The sequence below is a fragment of the Azotobacter beijerinckii genome (assembly GCF_900110885.1).
Lineage (GTDB): Bacteria > Pseudomonadota > Gammaproteobacteria > Pseudomonadales > Pseudomonadaceae > Azotobacter > Azotobacter beijerinckii.
This window is the reverse complement of record NZ_FOFJ01000001.1, coordinates 100157-117845: the sequence shown is the minus strand read 5'-3', so window position 1 is coordinate 117845 and position 17689 is coordinate 100157. Positions and strand designations below refer to the sequence as shown.

Here is a 17689-nt window from a genome sequence, read left to right as displayed (position 1 = left end):
GCGCGAGAAGTCGGCAAAAAGGGGGGGCAGGCTCCCCGCATGGCATCGGATAGGTAAAGCCGTACAATAGGCCCCTCTTCTGACGATGGCCTTGTTGTCTTCTCGCGGGGGAGTGCCGAATGTGCTGACGCCCCTCATCGGAGTCTAGGGTGTGACGAGGGTAGGATGAGACGGGAGAAGTGAAATTTGGCTGAAGACATGGAATTCGCTCATTGTAAATGAGTAGTCTGAGCTTGGTTCCAACGCTGCATGATTGGGCCTGCGGATCATGCCTGAGTTCCAGTCGGCGTTGCCGCACTTCTGGCTCTTGACCGATACGTAACCTACTAGATGGAGCGCGCCATTGGCGCAGGAAAAGAAGCGTTTTGAAGAACTCATCTACTAAAGTACGGCTCCCGGCGTGGCAGCAACAGTTGAGCTCCCGCCTCAAGGAAGGTGCCCTGATTGCCCTGAGTGCCCTGTGCTTGTACCTCTGGATGGCACTGTTGACCTACGACCCCTCCGATCCGGGCTGGAGTCACAGCAGCAGTGTGGCGCAGGTGCAGAACGCTGCCGGCCGGGCAGGGGCTTGGTTCGCCGATGTCCTGTTCATGGCTCTCGGCTATTTCGCCTATCTCTTTCCCCTGTTGATGGTGATCAAGACGGCCCAAGCATTCGCTGCGCGTCACGAGCCCTGGCCCTGGAACGGCTGGCTGTTATCCTGGCGCCTGGCCGGTCTGGCGATTCTGATCCCGGCGGGGTCCGCGCTAGCCTACATCCATTTCCATTCGGCCTCCGGGCTGCCGGCCTCGGCGGGTGGTGCCCTGGGAGAGGTTCTGGGCAGGCTCGCTCTGGATGCGCTCAATGTGCAGGGCAGCACGCTGATGTTTCTGGCGCTGTTCCTCTTTGGCCTGACCGTGTTCGCCGATCTGTCCTGGTTCAGGGTCATGGATCTGACCGGGAAGATCACTCTCGATCTGCTCGAGCTGCTACAGGGCGGCATCAGCCGCTGGTGGAGTGCTTTGGCCGAGCGCCGGCGACTGGTTGCTCGGTTGCACGAGGCCGAGAGGCCAGTCACCTCTCGTAAGGTCGGTGAGCGGCGCAGTGAGCCGCAGGGCGAGCCGTCCCGTGCTGTCTTGCCCCGGCTCGCCGAGCCGCCGACCGCGGTGCTTGCCGAGCCGGCCAAGCCCGCTCCCCATCGCCGCGGTACTGCCGCGGATATTCCGGCCAGATTCCAGCGTCCGCCGGAGTCTGCTGTGTCGCGTAAGCCCCGTATCGAGCCCGTGACCGAGACGCCCAAGCCGCGCATCGAGCCCGAACTGGTAACATCCAGGCCCCGTATCGAGCCCGAGCTCGCAGTCGCCAGGCCTCAGATCCACAAGGAGCCCGAGGAGGTTTCGACCTGGTCCGGGGATTTCAGTGAGTTCGACGATCTGTCGCCGAGCTTTCAGGACCGCACCACACCCGGGGAGGAGCTGCCGGCCAAGCCCGTGGTCGAACCGGAGCGGCGAGCCGCCCCGGTCATCACTCCGCTGTCGGAGTCCCTGGCCATGGGGTCCAGACTGCACGCCAGACCCCAGATCCACAAGGAGCCCGAGGAGGTTTCGACCGGGTCCGGGGATTTCAGTGAGTTCGACGATCTGTCGCCGAGCTTTCAGGACCGCGCCGCGCCTGGGGAGGAGCTGCCGGCCAGGCCCGTGGTCGAACCGGAGCGGCGAGCCGCCCCGGTCATCACTCCGCTGTCGGAGTCCCTGGCCATGGAGCCCAGACCGCAGCCTGTACCCATGCCCGTGATGAGGGAAAGGCCTACCTCGTTCGTCGACAGCACCCTGGAGGGTACCCTGCCGCCGCTTTCCCTGCTGGATGCGCCCGAGAAGAAATCGCAGAACTACTCGCCCGAGTCGCTCGAGATGCTGTCTCGTCTGCTCGAGATCAAGCTCAAGGAGTTCGGTGTCGAGGTGATCGTCGAATCCGTGCATCCCGGCCCGGTGATCACCCGCTTCGAGATCCAGCCGGCTCCGGGCGTCAAGGTCAGCCGGATTTCCAACCTGGCCAAGGATCTGGCGCGCTCGATGGCGATGATCAGCGTGCGGGTGGTCGAGGTCATTCCCGGCAGGACCACGGTGGGCATCGAGGTGCCCAACGAGGACCGGCAGATCGTGCGCTTCTCCGAAGTACTGTCATCCGTTGAGTACGAGGAAGCCAAGTCGCCGGTCACCATGGCGCTCGGCCACGACATCGGTGGCAAGCCGGTCATCGCCGACCTGGCGAAGATGCCGCACCTGCTGGTGGCTGGCACCACCGGCTCCGGCAAGTCGGTGGGGGTCAACGCCATGATCCTGTCGATCCTCTTCAAGTCGACGCCCGAAGAGGCGCGCCTGATCATGATCGACCCGAAGATGCTTGAGCTGTCGATCTACGAGGGCATTCCCCACCTGCTTTGCCCGGTGGTGACCGACATGAAGGAGGCCGCCAACGCCCTGCGCTGGAGCGTGGCCGAGATGGAGCGCCGCTACAAGTTAATGGCGGCCATGGGCGTGCGCAACCTGGCCGGCTTCAACCGCAAGGTGAAGGATGCCGAGGAGGCTGGTACACCGCTCTATGATCCGCTGTATCGGCGCGAGAGCATGGACGACGAGCCGCCGCTGCTGGCGCCGCTGCCGACCATCGTGGTGGTGGTCGACGAGTTTGCCGACATGATGATGATCGTCGGCAAGAAGGTCGAGGAGTTGATCGCGCGTATCGCCCAGAAGGCCCGCGCCGCCGGTATCCACCTGATCCTGGCGACCCAGCGTCCCTCGGTGGACGTGATCACCGGCCTGATCAAGGCGAACATCCCGACGCGGATGGCCTTCCAGGTGTCCAGCAAGATCGACTCGCGCACCATCCTTGACCAGGGGGGCGCCGAGCAGTTGCTCGGCCACGGCGACATGCTCTACCTGCCGCCCGGTACCGGCCTGCCGATCCGTGTGCACGGCGCCTTCGTCTCCGACGACGAGGTGCACCGCGTCGTCGAGGCCTGGAAGCAGCGCGGCGCGCCGGACTATGTCGAGGACATCCTCGCCGGCGCCGAAGAGGGGGGCAGTGGCTTCGAGAGTGGTGGCGGAGACGGCGGCGAAGGCAGCGAGGAGGATCCGTTGTACGACGAAGCCGTGCGCTTCGTGACGGAAAGCCGGCGTGCCTCGATTTCTGCGGTACAGCGCAAGCTGAAAATCGGCTATAACCGCGCCGCACGGATGATCGAAGCCATGGAGATGGCGGGTGTGGTGTCCTCGATGAACACCAACGGCTCGCGGGAAGTGATCGCTCCCGCACCGGTTCGCGACTGATTTCCCAACGCTTCCATGAGGATTGTCATGCGCCTTTTCCGCATGCTATTGCTGTCCACTCTTACCCTTGTCCTCCTGCCAGTGCAGGCCGACGAGCGCTCGATCCAGCGCCTGACCCAGTTGCTCGACCAGGCGCAGACGCTGACCGCGCGCTTCTCCCAGCTCACCCTCGATGGCTCCGGCACCCAACTACAAGAAACCTCGGGCGAGATGGCGCTGAAGCGCCCTGGGCTATTCCGCTGGCACACCGATGCTCCGCTGGAGCAGTTGCTGGTGTCCAACGGCGAGACGGTCTGGCTGTACGACCCGGACCTGAAGCAGGTGACCATCCGCCGTCTCGACCAGCGCCTGACCCACACTCCGGCACTGCTACTTTCCGGCGATGTGTCGAAGATTGGCGAGAATTTCGAGATCAGCCACAAGGAGGCCGGCGGTGTGGTGGATTTCATCCTCAAGCCGAAATCCAAGGACACCCTGTTCGACAACCTGCGCCTGTCCTTCCGCAATGGCGTGGTCAACGACATGCAACTGATCGACGGCGTCGGTCAGCGCACCAACATCCTGTTCTCCGGGGTGAAGATGAACCAGTCGATCGATACCGCGCAGTTCAACTTCAAGGTGCCGGAAGGTGCCGACGTTATCCAGGAGTGATCCGGCCAAGCCCATGGACCTGTTTCGCGCCGATCCCGTCGTCCAGCCCCTCGCCGCGCGCCTGCGCCCGGCCTGCCTGGACGAGTACGTCGGCCAGGGGCATCTGCTGGCCCGCGGCAAACCGCTGCGCGAGGCGCTGGAGCAGGGCGCCCTGCATTCGATGATCTTCTGGGGGCCGCCCGGAGTTGGCAAGACTACCCTGGCACGGCTGCTGGCCAAGGTGTCAGACGCCCATTTCGAGACGCTTTCCGCGGTGCTCGCCGGGGTCAGGGAGATTCGCCAGGCGGTCGAGACTGCCCGCCAGCAGATGGTCCAGTATGGCCGGCGGACTATCCTCTTCGTCGACGAGGTGCACCGCTTCAACAAGTCCCAGCAGGATGCCTTCCTACCCTATGTGGAGGACGGCACCCTGATCTTCATCGGCGCCACCACTGAGAATCCATCCTTCGAGCTGAACAACGCGCTGCTCTCACGGGTCCGTGTCTACGTGCTGAAAAGCTTGGACGAGGATGCCCTGCGCCAGCTGGCCGAGCATGCCCTGGGCGGGGAGCGCGGGCTCGGCCAGCGCCGCCTGAGCTTGCCCGAGGAAAGCCTCAAGATGCTGCTGGCGGCAGCCGACGGCGATGGTCGGCGCCTGCTCAACCTGCTGGAGAACGCCGCCGACTTGGTCGAGAACGGGGAGGCGATCGACGCCGAACTGCTCGGCAATCTGCTGGGCGACAGCCGTCGGCGTTTCGACAAGGGCGGCGAGGCCTTCTACGACCAGATCTCCGCGTTGCACAAGTCGGTGCGCGGCTCGAATCCAGACGCCGCGCTCTACTGGTTCGCGCGGATGCTCGACGGCGGCTGCGATCCGCTCTATCTCGCCCGCCGCGTGGTGCGCATGGCCAGCGAGGACGTCGGCAATGCCGACCCGCGGGCGCTACCCCTGTGTCTGGCGGCTTGGGACGTGCAGGAGCGTCTGGGCAGCCCCGAGGGCGAGCTGGCGCTGGCTCAGGCCATCGTCTACCTGGCCTGTGCGCCGAAGAGCAATGCCGTCTACAGCGCCTTCAAGGCGGCGATGGCCGACGCTGCCCAGCAGGGTTCGCTGGAGGTGCCGCTGCACCTGCGCAACGCGCCGACCCGACTGATGAAGGAGCTCGGCTACGGCGAGGAATACCGCTACGCCCACGACGAACCGGAGGCCTACGCCGCCGGCGAGGACTACTTCCCGGAAGGCCTCGAGCCGCGCCGCTACTACCAGCCGGTACCGCGCGGCCTGGAATTGAAGATCCGCGACAAGCTGCAGCATCTGGCCGAACTCGACCGCGCCAGTGCCTGGCAGAGGAGAAAGCCATGATCGGCGTGACCCTGGCGGTGGCGGCGGGCGGCGCACTCGGCTGTCTGCTGCGCTTCGCCACCGGCAACTGGGTCTCCGCGCACTGGCCGCAGCATTTCTATGCGGCCACCCTGGCGATCAACATTGTTGGCTGTCTGCTGATCGGCTATCTCTATGGCCAGTTTCTCCTGCGCCCCGAGGTACCGCTGGCGCTGCGGGCTGGGCTGATCGTCGGTTTTCTCGGCGGCCTGACCACCTTTTCATCCTTTTCCCTCGACACGCTGCGTCTGCTGGAAAGCGGCCAGGCCCCGCTGGCCTTCGGCTACCTGGCGCTCAGCGTGCTGGGCGGCCTGCTCGCTACCTGGGTCGGCCTGACACTCACCAAGCTCTGATCGATAGACGAGAACATCCCATGCTCGACTCCAAACTGGTTCGTACCCAACTGCAGGAGATTGCGGACCGCCTGGCAACCCGTGGCTTCCAACTGGACGTGGCGCGTTTCGAGACTCTCGAAGCCCAGCGCAAGGCCGTGCAAACCCGCACCGAACAGCTGCAGGCCGAGCGTAACGCCCGCTCCAAGGCCATCGGTCAGGCCAAGTCGCGCGGCGAGGACATTGCACCGCTGCTGGCCGAAGTCGACCGCATGGGCAGCGACCTGGAGGCTGGCAAGCGCGAGCTGGATGCCATCCAGGCCGAGCTGGACGGCCTGATGCTGAGCATCCCCAACCTGCCCCACGAGTCGGTACCGGTCGGTGCCGACGAAGAGGGGAACGTGGAAGTACGCCGCTGGGGCACCCCAGCTACCTTCGGCTTCGAGATCAAGGACCATGTCGCTCTCGGCGAGCAGCATGGCTGGTTGGATTTCGAGACCGCCGCCAAGCTCTCCGGTGCCCGCTTTGCCCTGATGCGCGGCCCCATCGCCCGCTTGCACCGTGCCCTGGCGCAGTTCATGCTCGACCTGCACACCGGCGAGCACGGCTACGAGGAGGCCTATACTCCCTATCTGGTGCAGGCCCCGGCCCTGCAGGGCACCGGCCAGTTGCCGAAGTTCGAGGAGGATCTGTTCAAGATCACCCGCGAGGGCGAGGCCGACTTCTACCTGATCCCCACCGCCGAGGTGTCGCTGACCAACATCGTGGCCGGCGAGATCCTCGATGCCAAACAGCTGCCGCTGAAGTTCGTCGCCCACACCCCGTGCTTTCGCAGCGAGGCCGGCGCCTCCGGCCGCGACACCCGCGGCATGATCCGCCAGCACCAGTTCGACAAGGTGGAGATGGTGCAGATCGTCGATCCGGCCACGTCCTACGAAGCGCTGGAGGAGCTGACCGGCAACGCCGAGAAGGTGCTGCAGCGGCTCGGGTTGCCGTATCGCGTACTGGCCCTGTGCACCGGCGACATGGGCTTCGGCGCGACCAAGACCTACGACCTGGAGGTCTGGGTGCCGAGCCAGGACAAGTACCGGGAAATCTCCTCCTGCTCCAACTGCGGCGATTTCCAGGCGCGGCGCATGCAGGCGCGCTGGCGCAACCCGGAAACCGGCAAGCCGGAGCTGGTGCATACTCTCAATGGTTCCGGCCTGGCGGTTGGCCGCACCCTGGTGGCGGTGCTGGAAAACTACCAGCAGGCCGACGGCTCGATCCGCGTGCCGGAAGTGCTCAAGCCCTACATGGGCGGCATCGAGGTCATCGGCTAGGTCGAGTCGAGCGACACTGAATGCGGGGTGGCCAGGGCCACCCCGTTTTGTTTTCATCCGTCGAGAGGCGACCTATGGACTACCTTCCGCTGTTCCACAACCTCAAGGGCCGCAGCGTGCTGCTGGTCGGCGGCGGCGAGGTCGCCCTGCGCAAGGCGCGCCTGCTCGCCGATGCCGGCGCCATGCTGCGGGTGGTGGCGCCGCAGATCGAGGTAGCGCTCGTCGAGCTGGTGCGGGAGAAGGGTGGGCACTGCCTGGTGCGGAGCTACGCAGCAGAGGATCTGGACGGCTGCGTACTGGCCATCGCCGCCACCGACGACCACGAAGTGAACGCCCGGATTTCCGGCGATGCCCAGGGCCGTGGCGTGCCGGTCAACGTGGTGGATTCGCCGGCCCTGTGCAGCGTGATCTTCCCGGCGATCGTCGACCGTTCGCCGCTGCTCGTCGCGGTTTCCAGCGGTGGCGACGCGCCGGTGCTGGCGCGGCTGATGCGCGCGCGGATCGAGACTTGGATTCCGGCCAGCTACGGCCAGTTGGCCGGGCTGGCGAAGAAGTTCCGCGAGCAGGTCAAGCGCCTGCTGCCCAACGTCCAGCAGCGCCGGGTGTTCTGGGAGGAGGTGTTCCAGGGACCGATCGCCGAGCGGCTGCTGGCCGGGCAAGGCGCCGAGGCCGAGCGGCTGCTCGAGGCCAGGCTCGCCGGGGCGGCGCCCAAGGCGCTCGGCGAGGTCTACCTGGTCGGTGCCGGACCGGGTGATCCGGACCTTCTCACCTTCCGGGCCCTGCGTCTGATGCAGCAGGCCGACGTGGTGCTCTACGACCGCCTGGTGGCTCCGGCGATCATTGAGCTGTGCCGGCGCGATGCCGAGCGCATCTATGTCGGCAAGCGCCGCGCCGAACACGCCTTGCCGCAGGAGCAGATCAACCGCCTGCTGGTGAAGCTGGCGAGCGAGGGCAAGCGGGTGCTGCGCCTCAAGGGCGGCGATCCCTTCATTTTCGGCCGCGGCGGCGAGGAGATCGAGGAACTGGCCGCCCACGGCATTCCCTTTCAGGTGGTGCCGGGGATCACCGCAGCGAGCGGCTGCGCCGCCTATGCGGGCATCCCGCTGACCCACCGCGATCATGCCCAGTCGGTGCGCTTCGTCACCGGCCACCTCAAGGACGGCAGCTTCGATCTGCCCTGGGCCGATCTGGTGGCGCCGGCCCAGACGCTGGTGTTCTACATGGGGTTGGTCGGCCTGTCGGTGATCTGCCAGCGACTGATCGAGCACGGCCGTGCGGCGACGACCCCGGCGGCGCTGATCCAGCAGGGCACCACCCCGCAGCAGCGGGTGATCGCCTCCACCCTGGCCGAGCTGCCCGCGCGGGTCGCGCAGGAGAAGGTCACGGCGCCGACCCTGCTGATCGTCGGCGAGGTGGTGCAGCTGCGCGACAAGCTGGCCTGGTTCGAGGGTCGGCAGAGCGCCGACTGAGCCCCGTTTCCGGGGCTCGGCCTTCATCCGTCACTTCGAGCGGTCGCGGGCCTCCCAGTAGCGCTGTGCCTGGACCAGAGCCTCCTCGCGCGGCGTGCTGAGGGCACGCAGGGCCAGGGCCATGGTGCCCAGCACTGCCAACTGGCCGTAGGCGTCTTCGCTCTCGCCGCGCCAGAAGGCTTGCAGCTGCGCCGGATCGAGCCGCTCGGGCTTGACGTGGCGCAGAGGGGCCATGGCCGGCCATTCCTCGTCCCAGCTCTCGCCGCCGGCGGTGCCGTACAGGTGGCTGACGGCATCGGGATTGATCTCGATCTCGCCGCCGTCGCCCTTGACCACCACGGCGGTATCGCCGAGCAGGCGGCTGCCCTCGCGGTGGATGGCCTGGTAGCCGGGATGGAAGATGCTCTGCAGGCTGCAGCGTGCGCCGAGGGGGTTGAGCATGCGTGCCAGGGAGTGGATCGGCGAGCGCAGGCCGAGGGTGTTGCGCAGCTCGATCATGCGCTGCAGGTGCGGCATCCAGGCGCCGAGAGGAGTGAAGGCCAGGTTGCGGGCCTGCAGCGCCTGTTCGACCTCGCTCCAGTCATGGCACAGGGGAATGTCCAGCAGGTCGAGCAGTTGCTCGCTGTAGAGGCGCCCAGCGGTGTGCACGCCGCCGCCGTGCATGAGGATGCGCACGCCGTTCTGCGCCAGGCATTTCACCGCCAGCAGATACCAGGGCAGATGGCGCTTCTTGCCCGCGTAGCTCGGCCAGTCCAGGTCGACGGCGAGGCCCGCTGGGGGCTGCAGACGGGCGCGGACGGCCTCGGTGAAGCCGGCCAGCTCCTCGGCGCTTTCCTCCTTGTGGCGCAGTAGCATCAGGAAGGCGCCGAGCTGGATTTCCTCGGCCTGGCCGTCGAGCAGCATGCCCATGGCTTCGCGGGCCTCCTCGCGGGTCAGGCTGCGCGCGCCGCGCTTGCCCTTGCCGAGGATACGGACGAACTGGGCGAACGGGTGTTCCGGGGGGGTGATGATAGAGCCTGTCATCGATTATTTCCTTTGTTGCGACGGAGCCGGTTTTGGCGCAGGGCAAGGCGTGAGGAGAGAGGTTTGGTTATTCCAAATGAACGACGAGCAACGCAGCACTGCGTCAAAACCGGCCCGTCCCTTCGGGTTGCGCCTGAAATGGGGCCATGCGGTGTTGCAGCCTTTGACAAGGGGATAGCCATTGTCTGCAGGCTGTGCCTTGCCTGGCCCGATTTTAGGCGGTAACGCAAGTGGGGAAATAATCGATGGCAGGCTCTGGTCATAGGCAGTTGCTCGGCTTCGGCAGGCCGGCCAGCTTGGCGGCCAGTTTGGCGGGAGTACCCTTGAACAGGCGGTTCAGGTGCAGGCTGTTGCCCTTTTCCGGACCGAGTTTTAGGGCGACGTATTTGATCAGGGGGCGAGTCGCCGGCGACAGCTGGAACTCCGCGTAGAAGCCGCGCAGCAGGCGGAGAATCTCCCTGTGCTCGGCATTCAGCTCCAACTCCTCGCGCCGGGCCAGGGCCTCGGCGACTTCCTCCGACCAGTCCTGCAGGTCGGTCAGGAAACCGTCCTTGTCCAGCACCAGGCTGCGGCCGGCGACGTTCAGCGTGTTCATAGCCAGCCGTTGACCTTGTCGTAGCGGGTGCACAGCTCGACGAAGTCGGGGTAGTCCACTACCTGCACGCGCTCCGGCGCCGTGAGGTTGCGCGCTTGCAGGTCTTCTTCGAGGGCATGGATGGCGATGGAGGCGGGCAGGTGCTCCAGCAACTCGAGTGGCGCGCTGCCAGGCTGTAATGCATGGCAGGCGTCACCGCAGAGCAGCAGGCCGTCGCGAACCCCGAGCGGGCGCAGGATGCTGTCCAGCGGACTGGTGAACGGCGATTGGGAAAGCAGGTGCAGGGTCGTCATCAGAGGGTGATCACCAGATCGTAACGGTCGAAAAGGTCGGCCAGCTCCGGCCCTTCCAGCGCCGTGGCCGGCAGGGCCAGGGGCTGGCCGTCCAGGCCGCGCAGGCGCAGGCTCTGCCGACAGACGTAGAGGTCTTCCACGCCGAACAGCGGCAGGGCCTGCAGGTTGGCGGCGAGGTCCTTCTGTTCGACGGCGGCCGGCCGCTGGCCGGGCAGCAGCTGGAACACCCCGTCGTCGAGGAACAGCAGGCCGATGGGTAGCTCGAAGGCGCCGCCGGCCAGGGCGATGTCCAGCGCCTCGCGGGCGCCCAGACCGCTCCAGGGGCTATGGCGGCTGACGATCAGCATCGATTTGGCCATTTTAGACACCTCCGAAGCAGACCAGGCGGTCGGCCTGCTGGGCGGCCTCGTGCAACTGGCCGAGGCCGGACAGCTCCCAGGGTGGCGTCACCGCGACCGCCGCGCGGCCATAGCGCTGCGCTTCCTGCGTATCCAGCACGCCGCGGCGCAGGGCGGCAGCGATGCACACCACCGCATCCAGCTCGTGCCGTTCGACGAAGGCGCGCCACTGCGCTGCCAGATCTGTCTCGTCCTGGGGCGTGACGATGCCGCCGGAGGCGTTGTGTACGCCGTCCTGGTAGAAGAACAGCCGGTTGATCTCGTGGCCGCCGGCGAGCACGGCTTCGGCGAAGCGCAGGGCACGCCGCGACGACGGCGCATGGGGCGGGGCGAACAGGGCGATGGCGAATTTCATGGGGCGACGGCCGCGGGAATAGAAAGGAAAATGATACGCCAGAAAAGCGAAAGCCCGCATCGCGCGGGCTTTCGTGAGGCCGGGACGGCGATCAGTCGTCGCTGCTCATGATGCCGAAGATCTGCAGCAGACTGACGAACAGGTTGTAGATCGACACGTACAGGCTGATCGTCGCCATGATGTAGTTGCGCTCGCCACCGTGGATGATCGCGCTGGTCTGGAACAGGATACAGGCCGACGAGAACAGTACGAAGCCGGCGCTGATCGCCAGTTGCAGGCCGCTGATCTCGAAGAACAGGCCGGCCAGGCTGGCGCCGAGCAGGACGAAGAAGCCGGCGGTGATGAAGCCGCCGAGGAAGCTCATGTCCTTGCGGGTGGTCAGCACGTAGGCGGACAGGCCGACGAACACCAGGGCGGTCATGGCGAAGGCCGAGGACACCACCTCGCCGCCGTTGGGCATGCCCAAGTAGCGGTCGAGGATCGGGCCGAGGGTGTAGCCCATGAAGCCGGTCAGGGCGAAGGTGGAGAGCAGGCCCCAGGCCGAGTCGCGCAGCTTCACGGTGAGGAAGAACAGCCCGTAGAAGCCGATCAGCACCACGAAGATGTTCGGATAGGCCACCTTCATCTGTTGCGCCACATAGGCCACCACGCCGCTGAAGGCGAGGGTCATGGCCAGCAGGCCGTAGGTATTGCGCAGGACGCGGCTGACTTCCAGCTGCTCCGCCTGGGCGGTTTGGAGGACATAACTGTTGGGTTCGTGCATGGCACAGCTCCTTGGATCGAGGTTCCGTGATCGATGGCGGGGATCATAGCAAAGGACGCAGTGCTACCGACTGCCAGAGTTTGACAGTGTATTTCCTGCCTGCTCCCGCTTCGCGCGAAGGCCGGCGCCCTGCGGGCGATACGCCGGGTGTGGGACCAGGGATCGCTTGCACGGGCTATCGCGGGTGGAATGTCGCGCGGATCGTCGCGCTTATTGCGGTTCCTGCTCTTCCTCGCCATGGGAGAGCTTGCCGTCGTTCGGCGGGGTGTATTTGATTTCCTCGGCCGGTTCGTATTCCGGCATCTGCGGGAAATCCCCCGGATGGTTCCAGACTACCGGGTCGGGCTGAGGAATATCGGATCGCTGGCTCATGTCGTCCTCCTGGCCGCCGGGTTGCCTGAAGTCCGCGACGGGCGGCATTTCCTATCTGTGACTCATGGATGGCATGCCGGCCGGCAGGGCCGGGGCCGTGAACTTTCCCCACTCATCAGCATGGCTGGCCGACGCCACCTGCGCCAGTGGCCCGGGATGTCGCCGGTGCGCGGCGTTCGATCGGCTACGCTGCAGAAATAGCCAAATGCGACGCGTAGAGCATCGATTGTCCGCCTGAGGCAGGCCCGTCGGCGTGTACCGTTGCCGCGCGCACCAAGTCTCCCTCTCTGCTTGCCCGGTTGTGGCCGGCCGGCAGGCGAGGTGGCTGCCCTGGCGCTGTTCGGCCTGGAAAAGACCGCCTGCGAAATCGTCTGCAAAGCCGCACACCGCCATGCCTGGCTGGCGTACCGCTGCGGACCCCGGCGAAGCTGGCACAACCGTTACTGGATGGAGAAGTACCATGACCCAACGGCGGACCCTGACCCATTCCGGGGAGCCTCTGCTGCCGCGCGATGCCGATGCCGAGGCCCTGCTGCGTGCCGAGCACGCCGACCCCTTCGCTGTCCTCGGCCCCCATGCCGATGGCGAGGGGCTGATCGTGCGCACCTTCCTGCCCGGCGCGCTGGGCGTCGACCTGCTCGACCGGCACAGCGGCCTGGCGCTCGGCCACATGGAGCAGGGCCAGGTGCCCGGACTGTTCTTCTGCCGCCTCGAGCGTCCGCAGCCCTATTTGCTGCGCATCCGCTGGGAGGAGGGCGAGCAGATCGGCGAAGACCCCTACAGCTTCGGCCCACTGCTCGGCGACGTGGACCTCCACCTGTTCGCCGAGGGCAATCACCGCGAGCTTGGCCGCTGCCTCGGCGCCCAGTGCATGAACGTGGAGGGGGTGGAGGGCGTGCGCTTCGCGGTGTGGGCGCCGAATGCCCGGCGGGTCTCGGTGGTCGGTCCGTTCAACGGCTGGGACGGCCGTCGCCACCCGATGCGCCTGCGTCATTCGGCCGGCGTCTGGGAAATCTTCATTCCGCGCCTCAAGCCGGGCGAGGTCTACAAGTACGAACTGCTCGGTCCCCACGGCATCCTGCTGCTGAAGGCCGATCCCGTGGCGCTGGCCACCGAAGCACCGCCGCACACGGCCTCGGTGGTCGCCGCGCCGCTGGCGCACGAATGGCAGGACGGGCCTTGGATGCGCGGGCGTGCCGCCCGCCAGACGACTGCCGCGCCGCTGGCGATCTACGAGCTGCACGCCGGCTCCTGGCGTCGGGAGAGCAGCGAGGACGGCGTGCCGCCGAACTGGCGGCAACTGACTGAACAACTGATCCCCTATGTGCTGGAAATTGGCTTTACCCATGTGGAACTGCTACCGATCATGGAGCACCCCTTCGGCGGCTCCTGGGGCTACCAGCCGCTCTCGCAGTTCGCCCCCAGCGCCCGCTACGGCAGCCGGGAGGACTTCGCCGCCTTCGTCGATACCTGCCACCAGGCCGGCCTCGGGGTGATCCTCGACTGGGTGCCGGCGCACTTTCCCACCGACGCCCACGGCCTCGGCCATTTCGACGGCACCGCCCTGTACGAATATGCCCACCCCTTCGAGGGCCTGCACTGCGACTGGGATACCCTGATCTACAATCTCGGCCGCAACGAGGTGCACGGCTTCATGATCGCCTCGGCGCTGCACTGGCTGCGCGAGTTCCATGTCGATGGACTGCGCGTGGATGCGGTGGCCTCGATGCTCTACCGCGACTATTCGCGCAACGCCGGCGAGTGGATTCCCAACTGCCACGGCGGGCGGGAGAACCTCGAGGCCATCGCCTTCCTCCGCCACCTCAACGAGGTGGTCAAGGCCGAGGCACCTGGCGCGTTGGTCATCGCCGAGGAATCCACCGCCTGGCCGGGGGTCAGCAAGCCGATCGCCGAGGGCGGACTGGGCTTCGACTACAAGTGGAACATGGGCTGGATGCACGACACCCTGCAGTACATGGTCGAGGACCCGCTCCATCGCCGCTACCACCACGACAAGATGACTTTCGGGCTGATCTACGCCTTCTCCGAGCAGTTCATCCTGCCCATCTCCCACGACGAGGTGGTGCACGGCAAGCGCTCGCTGATCGACAAGATGCCCGGCGACCGCTGGCAGAAGTTCGCCAACCTGCGCGCCTACCTGGCCTTCATGTGGAGCCAGCCGGGCAAGAAGCTGCTGTTCATGGGCTGCGAATTCGGCCAGTGGCGCGAATGGAGCCACGACCACGAGCTGGATTGGTACCTGCTCAACTACGCCGATCACCAGGGTGCGCAGCATCTGGTCAAGGACCTCAACGTGCTGTATCGCCAGGAGCCGGCCCTGCACGAGCAGGACTGCGTGCCCGCCGGCTTCCAGTGGCTGATCGGCGACGACCGCCATAACAGCGTGTTCTCTTGGCTGCGCTGGAGCGCCGGTGGCCAGCCGCTGCTGGTGATCGCCAACTTCACCCCGGTGGTGCGTCACGGCTACCGGATCGGTGTGCCGGTCGGCGGCAACTGGCAGGAGGCGCTCAACAGCGACGCCGAATGCTATGGCGGTTCCAACGTCGGCAACGCCGGCGGAGTAGTCGCCGACCAGTTGGTCAGCCACGGCCAGCCGTTCAGCCTCAACCTCAAGTTGCCGCCGCTGGGCGTGCTGATCATGCGACCGGCCTGAAAGACCAGGCGGGCGGCTGGCGTGGCCCGACGGGCGGGCGCTCCTGCAGATGGGCGGCCCGGCTTTGGGCTGGAGGCGGTACTACGCTGAAAGGCTATCGGTCCTCCGGACCGCCCGGGAGCCGTCCATGAGCCAGGCCATCGACGCGCTGCGTCACGAACACGACGCGATCCTTTCCACCCTGCAGATCCTCCGGCGCATGGCCGGGCGGGCCCGGCAGGGCAGCGCCGACGCCAGCGACATCGCCGCGCTGCTCGGTTTCCTGCAGGAGTTCGTCGACAAATGTCACCATGGCAAGGAGGAGGGGCTGCTGTTCCCGGCCCTGCAGCGCGCCGGCCTGCAGGCCGATCTGGTCGGCGAGCTGAGCGCCGAGCACGAGCAGGGCCGCGCTTTGGTCGCTGCCCTGCGCCGGGCCAGCACGCCGGTTCTCGACGCCGAGGCGTTCGGCGCTGCCGCCGGGGACTATGCGGCGTTCCTCGAGCGGCACATCGCCAAGGAGAACGACGTGCTTTTCCCCCAGGCCGAGCAGGCGCTCGGCGCGGACGAGCTGGCTGCATTGCAGCAGGCCTTCGCCGCGTTCGAGCTGCAGGTCATCGGGCAAGGCCGTCACGAAGAGCTGCATGACCTGCTGCATCGCTGGAAGGCCACCTATCTCGGCTGAATGCTCTCGTGAAGCCCGCCGGATGTCAGGGCCCGAGGGGCGCAACCCATCGACGGCGGTGCGTCTGCTTCAGACCTCCGCGGCCCCGATTTCCTTGTAGGCATGGTTCAGCCAGATCTTCACCCGCTGCCTTTCCAGCAGGCTCAGGGCGTCGTCGCTGGCGTCGTCGCGGTTCTTGGCTGCCCAGAAGCTGTAGCTGTTGCGATCGATCTTGCTCATCACCGGCGGATGAAGCCGCTTCAGGGTGATGACGGCGGCATTCAGGTCCTGCGCACGCTGCTGGACCTCCGAGTTCTCCAGGGCAGTGAAGGTCTCGTCGCGCAGCTGGTTGCGGACCAGCACATAGTCGAGGCGGGAGCCGAACTGCCCGAGCAGCCTTTCCAGCAGATCCACCGAATCCTTTCCCGAGTCCATGACGTTCCAGTAGCGGATGAAGATGCCCAGTTCCTCAGCCAACTCCAGCACGCCCGACTCCTCCATCCAGCGGCTCAGCGGCTGATGGGTCTGCGCGGCGAGATCGACGAGGATGCGTTGTTCCGGCTGCTCGGTGGCGGCTTCGACGATGGCATCCAGACTCTGATAGCTGTCGATGACGGTGGGCGAGGCATAGTCGGCGTAGTAGCGCAGCAGCGCCCCGTGGGACCTGTCGGTATCGAAGCCGATGAACGGCAGCTCATGATCGATCATGTACTGGGCCAGCAGACGGGCAACCACCGACTTGCCCACACCGCCTTTTTCGCCGCCAACCAGATGAATGGTCGCCATGTTTTCCTCTTGCACAGGGTTGTTAGTCGGGAAAGTGTACAGGTGATCCTGTCGCGTTTTTATGACCAGGGAATAAAGCGCCACCCTTTTCGGATCAGGGATGTTCCGGGCGGACCTCTTCCTGGGCGGCGGCGAGCAGTTCGCGGAGGATCCCGCACTCGCCGGCGAGCCGTCCGGCGGCGCAGCGCCCACGCAGTGTCGAAAGCTGGCGCTCCAGCGCCTGCAGGCTCTCCAGGCGTGCTCGCACCCGCGCCAGTTGCGTCTCGATCAGCCGGTCGACATCGGCGCAGTCGGTTTCCGGGTGTAGCAAGAATTCCAGCAGGCGCCGCACCTCCGCGAGGGGGATGTCGAGTGCCCGGCAGTGGCGGATGAGCGCCAGTCGCTCCTGGTGTTCCGGGCCGTAGGCGCGGTAACCGTTGCCGCTGCGCGCGGGGGCGGGGAGCAGGCCGGCCTTCTCGTAGTAGCGGATGGTTTCGGTGTCGACGCCGGTGGCTTTGGCCAGTTCGCCGATGCGCATGATCTTTCCTCTGCAGGCAGCCCCGATCGTTCAAGGGTAGCGCGCTTGACCCTGGAGTCACTACAGGGTGTGCAATGCGGGAAAATCGCCTTTTGGAGGAGAATCCCATGCCCGGTGCCTGCTGCAGTTCCTGCTCGACCTCGATCCCCGTCAGCCCACGCTTTCGCAGGGCCTTGTGGGTGGCGCTGTTCGTCAATGCGGCGATGTTCGCCGTGGAGATCGGCGCCGGCGTGAAGTCCGGCTCGGTGTCGCTCCTCGCCGACTCGCTGGATTTCGCCGGCGATGCGGCCAACTATGGCATCTCCCTGGCCGTGCTGGCCATGGGGTTGGCCTGGCGGGCACGGGCGGCGCTGGTCAAGGGCATCACCATGGCCGCGTTCGGCGTGTTCGTGCTCGTCAAGACCGGCTGGAGCGCCTACGCCGGCATTCCTCCCGAGCCGCTGACCATGGGCGCGGTGGGGCTGCTGGCGCTCTTCGCCAACGCCGGCGTGGCCCTGATGCTCTACGCCTTCCGTGACGGCGATGCGAACATGCGCGCCGTCTGGCTGTGCAGCCGCAACGATGCCATCGGCAACCTGGCGGTGATGCTGGCCGCGGCCGGGGTGTTCGGTACCGGCAGCGGCTGGCCGGATGCCCTGGTGGCACTGCTCATGGCCGCTCTGGCGCTGAGCGCGGGTACCGCCGTGGTACGCCAGGCCCGCCAGGAACTGGCGCAGGCTGCTCAGACAGTCCCGGCCGCCGTCGCCCCGGCTCCCGTGGCGAGCGTCTCCCTGACCCAGATCGGCCTGTAACGCTGGGCGCGGCCTTGGCGCCGCTGTTGGCTTTACGGCCGAA

18 protein-coding genes are annotated in these 17689 nt (G+C 66.3%); 9 read left to right on the top strand and 9 right to left on the bottom strand.

Annotated elements, in window-relative coordinates; translation table 11 throughout:
- Positions 1 to 365 precede the first annotated feature (365 nt).
- The 6 genes from BMY22_RS00530 (at position 366) to cysG (ending at position 8439) form a co-directional block, all read left to right on the top strand.
- Positions 366 to 3308, top strand: coding sequence for a DNA translocase FtsK (locus tag BMY22_RS00530; RefSeq protein ID WP_090618710.1), 2943 nt, complete (start codon positions 366 to 368; stop codon positions 3306 to 3308).
- Positions 3309 to 3335: 27 nt separating this feature from the next.
- Entirely contained in the window at positions 3336 to 3959 is a 624-nt protein-coding gene (gene lolA, locus BMY22_RS00525) for an outer membrane lipoprotein periplasmic chaperone LolA (RefSeq protein WP_090618708.1), read from the top strand.
- A 13-nt stretch (positions 3960 to 3972) separates the two neighbouring features.
- The gene (locus BMY22_RS00520) at positions 3973 to 5298 is read left to right on the top strand and encodes a replication-associated recombination protein A (protein ID WP_090618707.1); all 1326 of its coding nucleotides are present in this window, start codon (positions 3973 to 3975) and stop codon (positions 5296 to 5298) included.
- Positions 5295 to 5669: a fluoride efflux transporter CrcB gene (gene crcB, locus BMY22_RS00515; protein ID WP_090618705.1), complete on the top strand. Its 375-nt coding sequence runs from the start codon at positions 5295 to 5297 to the stop codon at positions 5667 to 5669. The genes BMY22_RS00520 and crcB overlap by 4 nt, the downstream gene beginning before the upstream one ends.
- A gap of 20 nt (positions 5670 to 5689) precedes the next feature.
- Positions 5690 to 6970 carry a serine--tRNA ligase gene (serS, locus tag BMY22_RS00510; RefSeq protein WP_090618704.1) on the top strand — a complete coding sequence of 427 codons (1281 nt, stop codon included), beginning with the start codon at positions 5690 to 5692 and terminating at the stop codon, positions 6968 to 6970.
- 74 nt (positions 6971 to 7044) lie between these two features.
- Positions 7045 to 8439, top strand: a complete 1395-nt coding sequence (gene cysG / locus BMY22_RS00505; protein ID WP_090618702.1) for a siroheme synthase CysG — start codon at positions 7045 to 7047, stop codon at positions 8437 to 8439.
- Positions 8440 to 8469: 30 nt separating this feature from the next.
- Here cysG and BMY22_RS00500 read toward each other — a convergent pair whose 3' ends face one another.
- The 7 genes from BMY22_RS00500 to BMY22_RS24240 all read right to left on the bottom strand — a co-directional run bounded on the left by BMY22_RS00500 (position 8470) and on the right by BMY22_RS24240 (position 12238).
- Complete coding sequence (locus BMY22_RS00500) at positions 8470 to 9462, bottom strand: glycosyl transferase family protein (protein ID WP_090618701.1); 993 nt, start codon at positions 9460 to 9462, stop codon at positions 8470 to 8472.
- A 259-nt stretch (positions 9463 to 9721) separates the two neighbouring features.
- The gene (locus tag BMY22_RS00495) at positions 9722 to 10057 is read right to left on the bottom strand and encodes a TusE/DsrC/DsvC family sulfur relay protein (RefSeq protein ID WP_090618699.1); all 336 of its coding nucleotides are present in this window, start codon (positions 10055 to 10057) and stop codon (positions 9722 to 9724) included.
- Positions 10054 to 10350: a sulfurtransferase complex subunit TusB gene (gene tusB, locus BMY22_RS00490; protein WP_090618698.1), complete on the bottom strand. Its 297-nt coding sequence runs from the start codon at positions 10348 to 10350 to the stop codon at positions 10054 to 10056. Before tusB ends, BMY22_RS00495 begins: the two co-directional genes overlap by 4 nt.
- The gene (gene tusC / locus BMY22_RS00485; RefSeq protein WP_090618696.1) at positions 10350 to 10709 is read right to left on the bottom strand and encodes a sulfurtransferase complex subunit TusC; all 360 of its coding nucleotides are present in this window, start codon (positions 10707 to 10709) and stop codon (positions 10350 to 10352) included. The genes tusB and tusC overlap by 1 nt, the downstream gene beginning before the upstream one ends.
- A 1-nt stretch (position 10710) precedes the next feature.
- The gene (gene tusD, locus BMY22_RS00480) at positions 10711 to 11103 is read right to left on the bottom strand and encodes a sulfurtransferase complex subunit TusD (RefSeq protein WP_090618847.1); all 393 of its coding nucleotides are present in this window, start codon (positions 11101 to 11103) and stop codon (positions 10711 to 10713) included.
- A 91-nt stretch (positions 11104 to 11194) separates the two neighbouring features.
- A complete protein-coding gene (locus tag BMY22_RS00475; protein WP_090618695.1) occupies positions 11195 to 11866 on the bottom strand; it encodes a Bax inhibitor-1/YccA family protein in 672 nt (223 codons plus the stop codon).
- 210 nt (positions 11867 to 12076) lie between these two features.
- Positions 12077 to 12238, bottom strand: a complete 162-nt coding sequence (locus tag BMY22_RS24240) for a hypothetical protein (protein ID WP_167363675.1) — start codon at positions 12236 to 12238, stop codon at positions 12077 to 12079.
- 460 nt (positions 12239 to 12698) lie between these two features.
- On the opposite strand from BMY22_RS24240, the gene glgB reads away from it, so the two are divergent.
- Both glgB and BMY22_RS00460 read left to right on the top strand, forming a co-directional pair.
- Positions 12699 to 14912: a 1,4-alpha-glucan branching protein GlgB gene (gene glgB / locus BMY22_RS00465; protein WP_090618692.1), complete on the top strand. Its 2214-nt coding sequence runs from the start codon at positions 12699 to 12701 to the stop codon at positions 14910 to 14912.
- Between the two features lie 127 nt (positions 14913 to 15039).
- A complete protein-coding gene (locus tag BMY22_RS00460) occupies positions 15040 to 15573 on the top strand; it encodes a hemerythrin domain-containing protein (protein WP_167363674.1) in 534 nt (177 codons plus the stop codon).
- 69 nt (positions 15574 to 15642) lie between these two features.
- Here BMY22_RS00460 and BMY22_RS00455 read toward each other — a convergent pair whose 3' ends face one another.
- Positions 15643 to 16338: a P-loop NTPase family protein gene (locus BMY22_RS00455; RefSeq protein WP_090618689.1), complete on the bottom strand. Its 696-nt coding sequence runs from the start codon at positions 16336 to 16338 to the stop codon at positions 15643 to 15645.
- Between the two features lie 94 nt (positions 16339 to 16432).
- Positions 16433 to 16855, bottom strand: a complete 423-nt coding sequence (gene cadR / locus BMY22_RS00450) for a Cd(II)/Pb(II)-responsive transcriptional regulator (protein WP_090618687.1) — start codon at positions 16853 to 16855, stop codon at positions 16433 to 16435.
- A gap of 107 nt (positions 16856 to 16962) precedes the next feature.
- Between cadR and BMY22_RS00445 the strand changes: the two genes are divergently transcribed.
- Complete coding sequence (locus BMY22_RS00445; protein ID WP_090618685.1) at positions 16963 to 17646, top strand: cation efflux transmembrane domain-containing protein; 684 nt, start codon at positions 16963 to 16965, stop codon at positions 17644 to 17646.
- The last annotated feature ends 43 nt before the right edge of the window (positions 17647 to 17689 follow it).

Coding starts and splice junctions, on each gene's coding strand:
- lolA (WP_090618708.1), top strand. CDS start 3,336: ATGCGCCTTTTCCGCATGCTATTGCTGTCCACTCTTACCCTTGTCCTC.
- BMY22_RS00520 (WP_090618707.1), top strand. CDS start 3,973: ATGGACCTGTTTCGCGCCGATCCCGTCGTCCAGCCCCTCGCCGCGCGC.
- crcB (WP_090618705.1), top strand. CDS start 5,295: ATGATCGGCGTGACCCTGGCGGTGGCGGCGGGCGGCGCACTCGGCTGT.
- serS (WP_090618704.1), top strand. CDS start 5,690: ATGCTCGACTCCAAACTGGTTCGTACCCAACTGCAGGAGATTGCGGAC.
- cysG (WP_090618702.1), top strand. CDS start 7,045: ATGGACTACCTTCCGCTGTTCCACAACCTCAAGGGCCGCAGCGTGCTG.
- BMY22_RS00500 (WP_090618701.1), bottom strand. CDS start 9,462: ATGACAGGCTCTATCATCACCCCCCCGGAACACCCGTTCGCCCAGTTC.
- BMY22_RS00495 (WP_090618699.1), bottom strand. CDS start 10,057: ATGAACACGCTGAACGTCGCCGGCCGCAGCCTGGTGCTGGACAAGGAC.
- tusB (WP_090618698.1), bottom strand. CDS start 10,350: ATGACGACCCTGCACCTGCTTTCCCAATCGCCGTTCACCAGTCCGCTG.
- tusC (WP_090618696.1), bottom strand. CDS start 10,709: ATGGCCAAATCGATGCTGATCGTCAGCCGCCATAGCCCCTGGAGCGGT.
- tusD (WP_090618847.1), bottom strand. CDS start 11,103: ATGAAATTCGCCATCGCCCTGTTCGCCCCGCCCCATGCGCCGTCGTCG.
- BMY22_RS00475 (WP_090618695.1), bottom strand. CDS start 11,866: ATGCACGAACCCAACAGTTATGTCCTCCAAACCGCCCAGGCGGAGCAG.
- BMY22_RS24240 (WP_167363675.1), bottom strand. CDS start 12,238: ATGAGCCAGCGATCCGATATTCCTCAGCCCGACCCGGTAGTCTGGAAC.
- glgB (WP_090618692.1), top strand. CDS start 12,699: ATGACCCAACGGCGGACCCTGACCCATTCCGGGGAGCCTCTGCTGCCG.
- BMY22_RS00460 (WP_167363674.1), top strand. CDS start 15,040: ATGAGCCAGGCCATCGACGCGCTGCGTCACGAACACGACGCGATCCTT.
- BMY22_RS00455 (WP_090618689.1), bottom strand. CDS start 16,338: ATGGCGACCATTCATCTGGTTGGCGGCGAAAAAGGCGGTGTGGGCAAG.
- cadR (WP_090618687.1), bottom strand. CDS start 16,855: ATGCGCATCGGCGAACTGGCCAAAGCCACCGGCGTCGACACCGAAACC.
- BMY22_RS00445 (WP_090618685.1), top strand. CDS start 16,963: ATGCCCGGTGCCTGCTGCAGTTCCTGCTCGACCTCGATCCCCGTCAGC.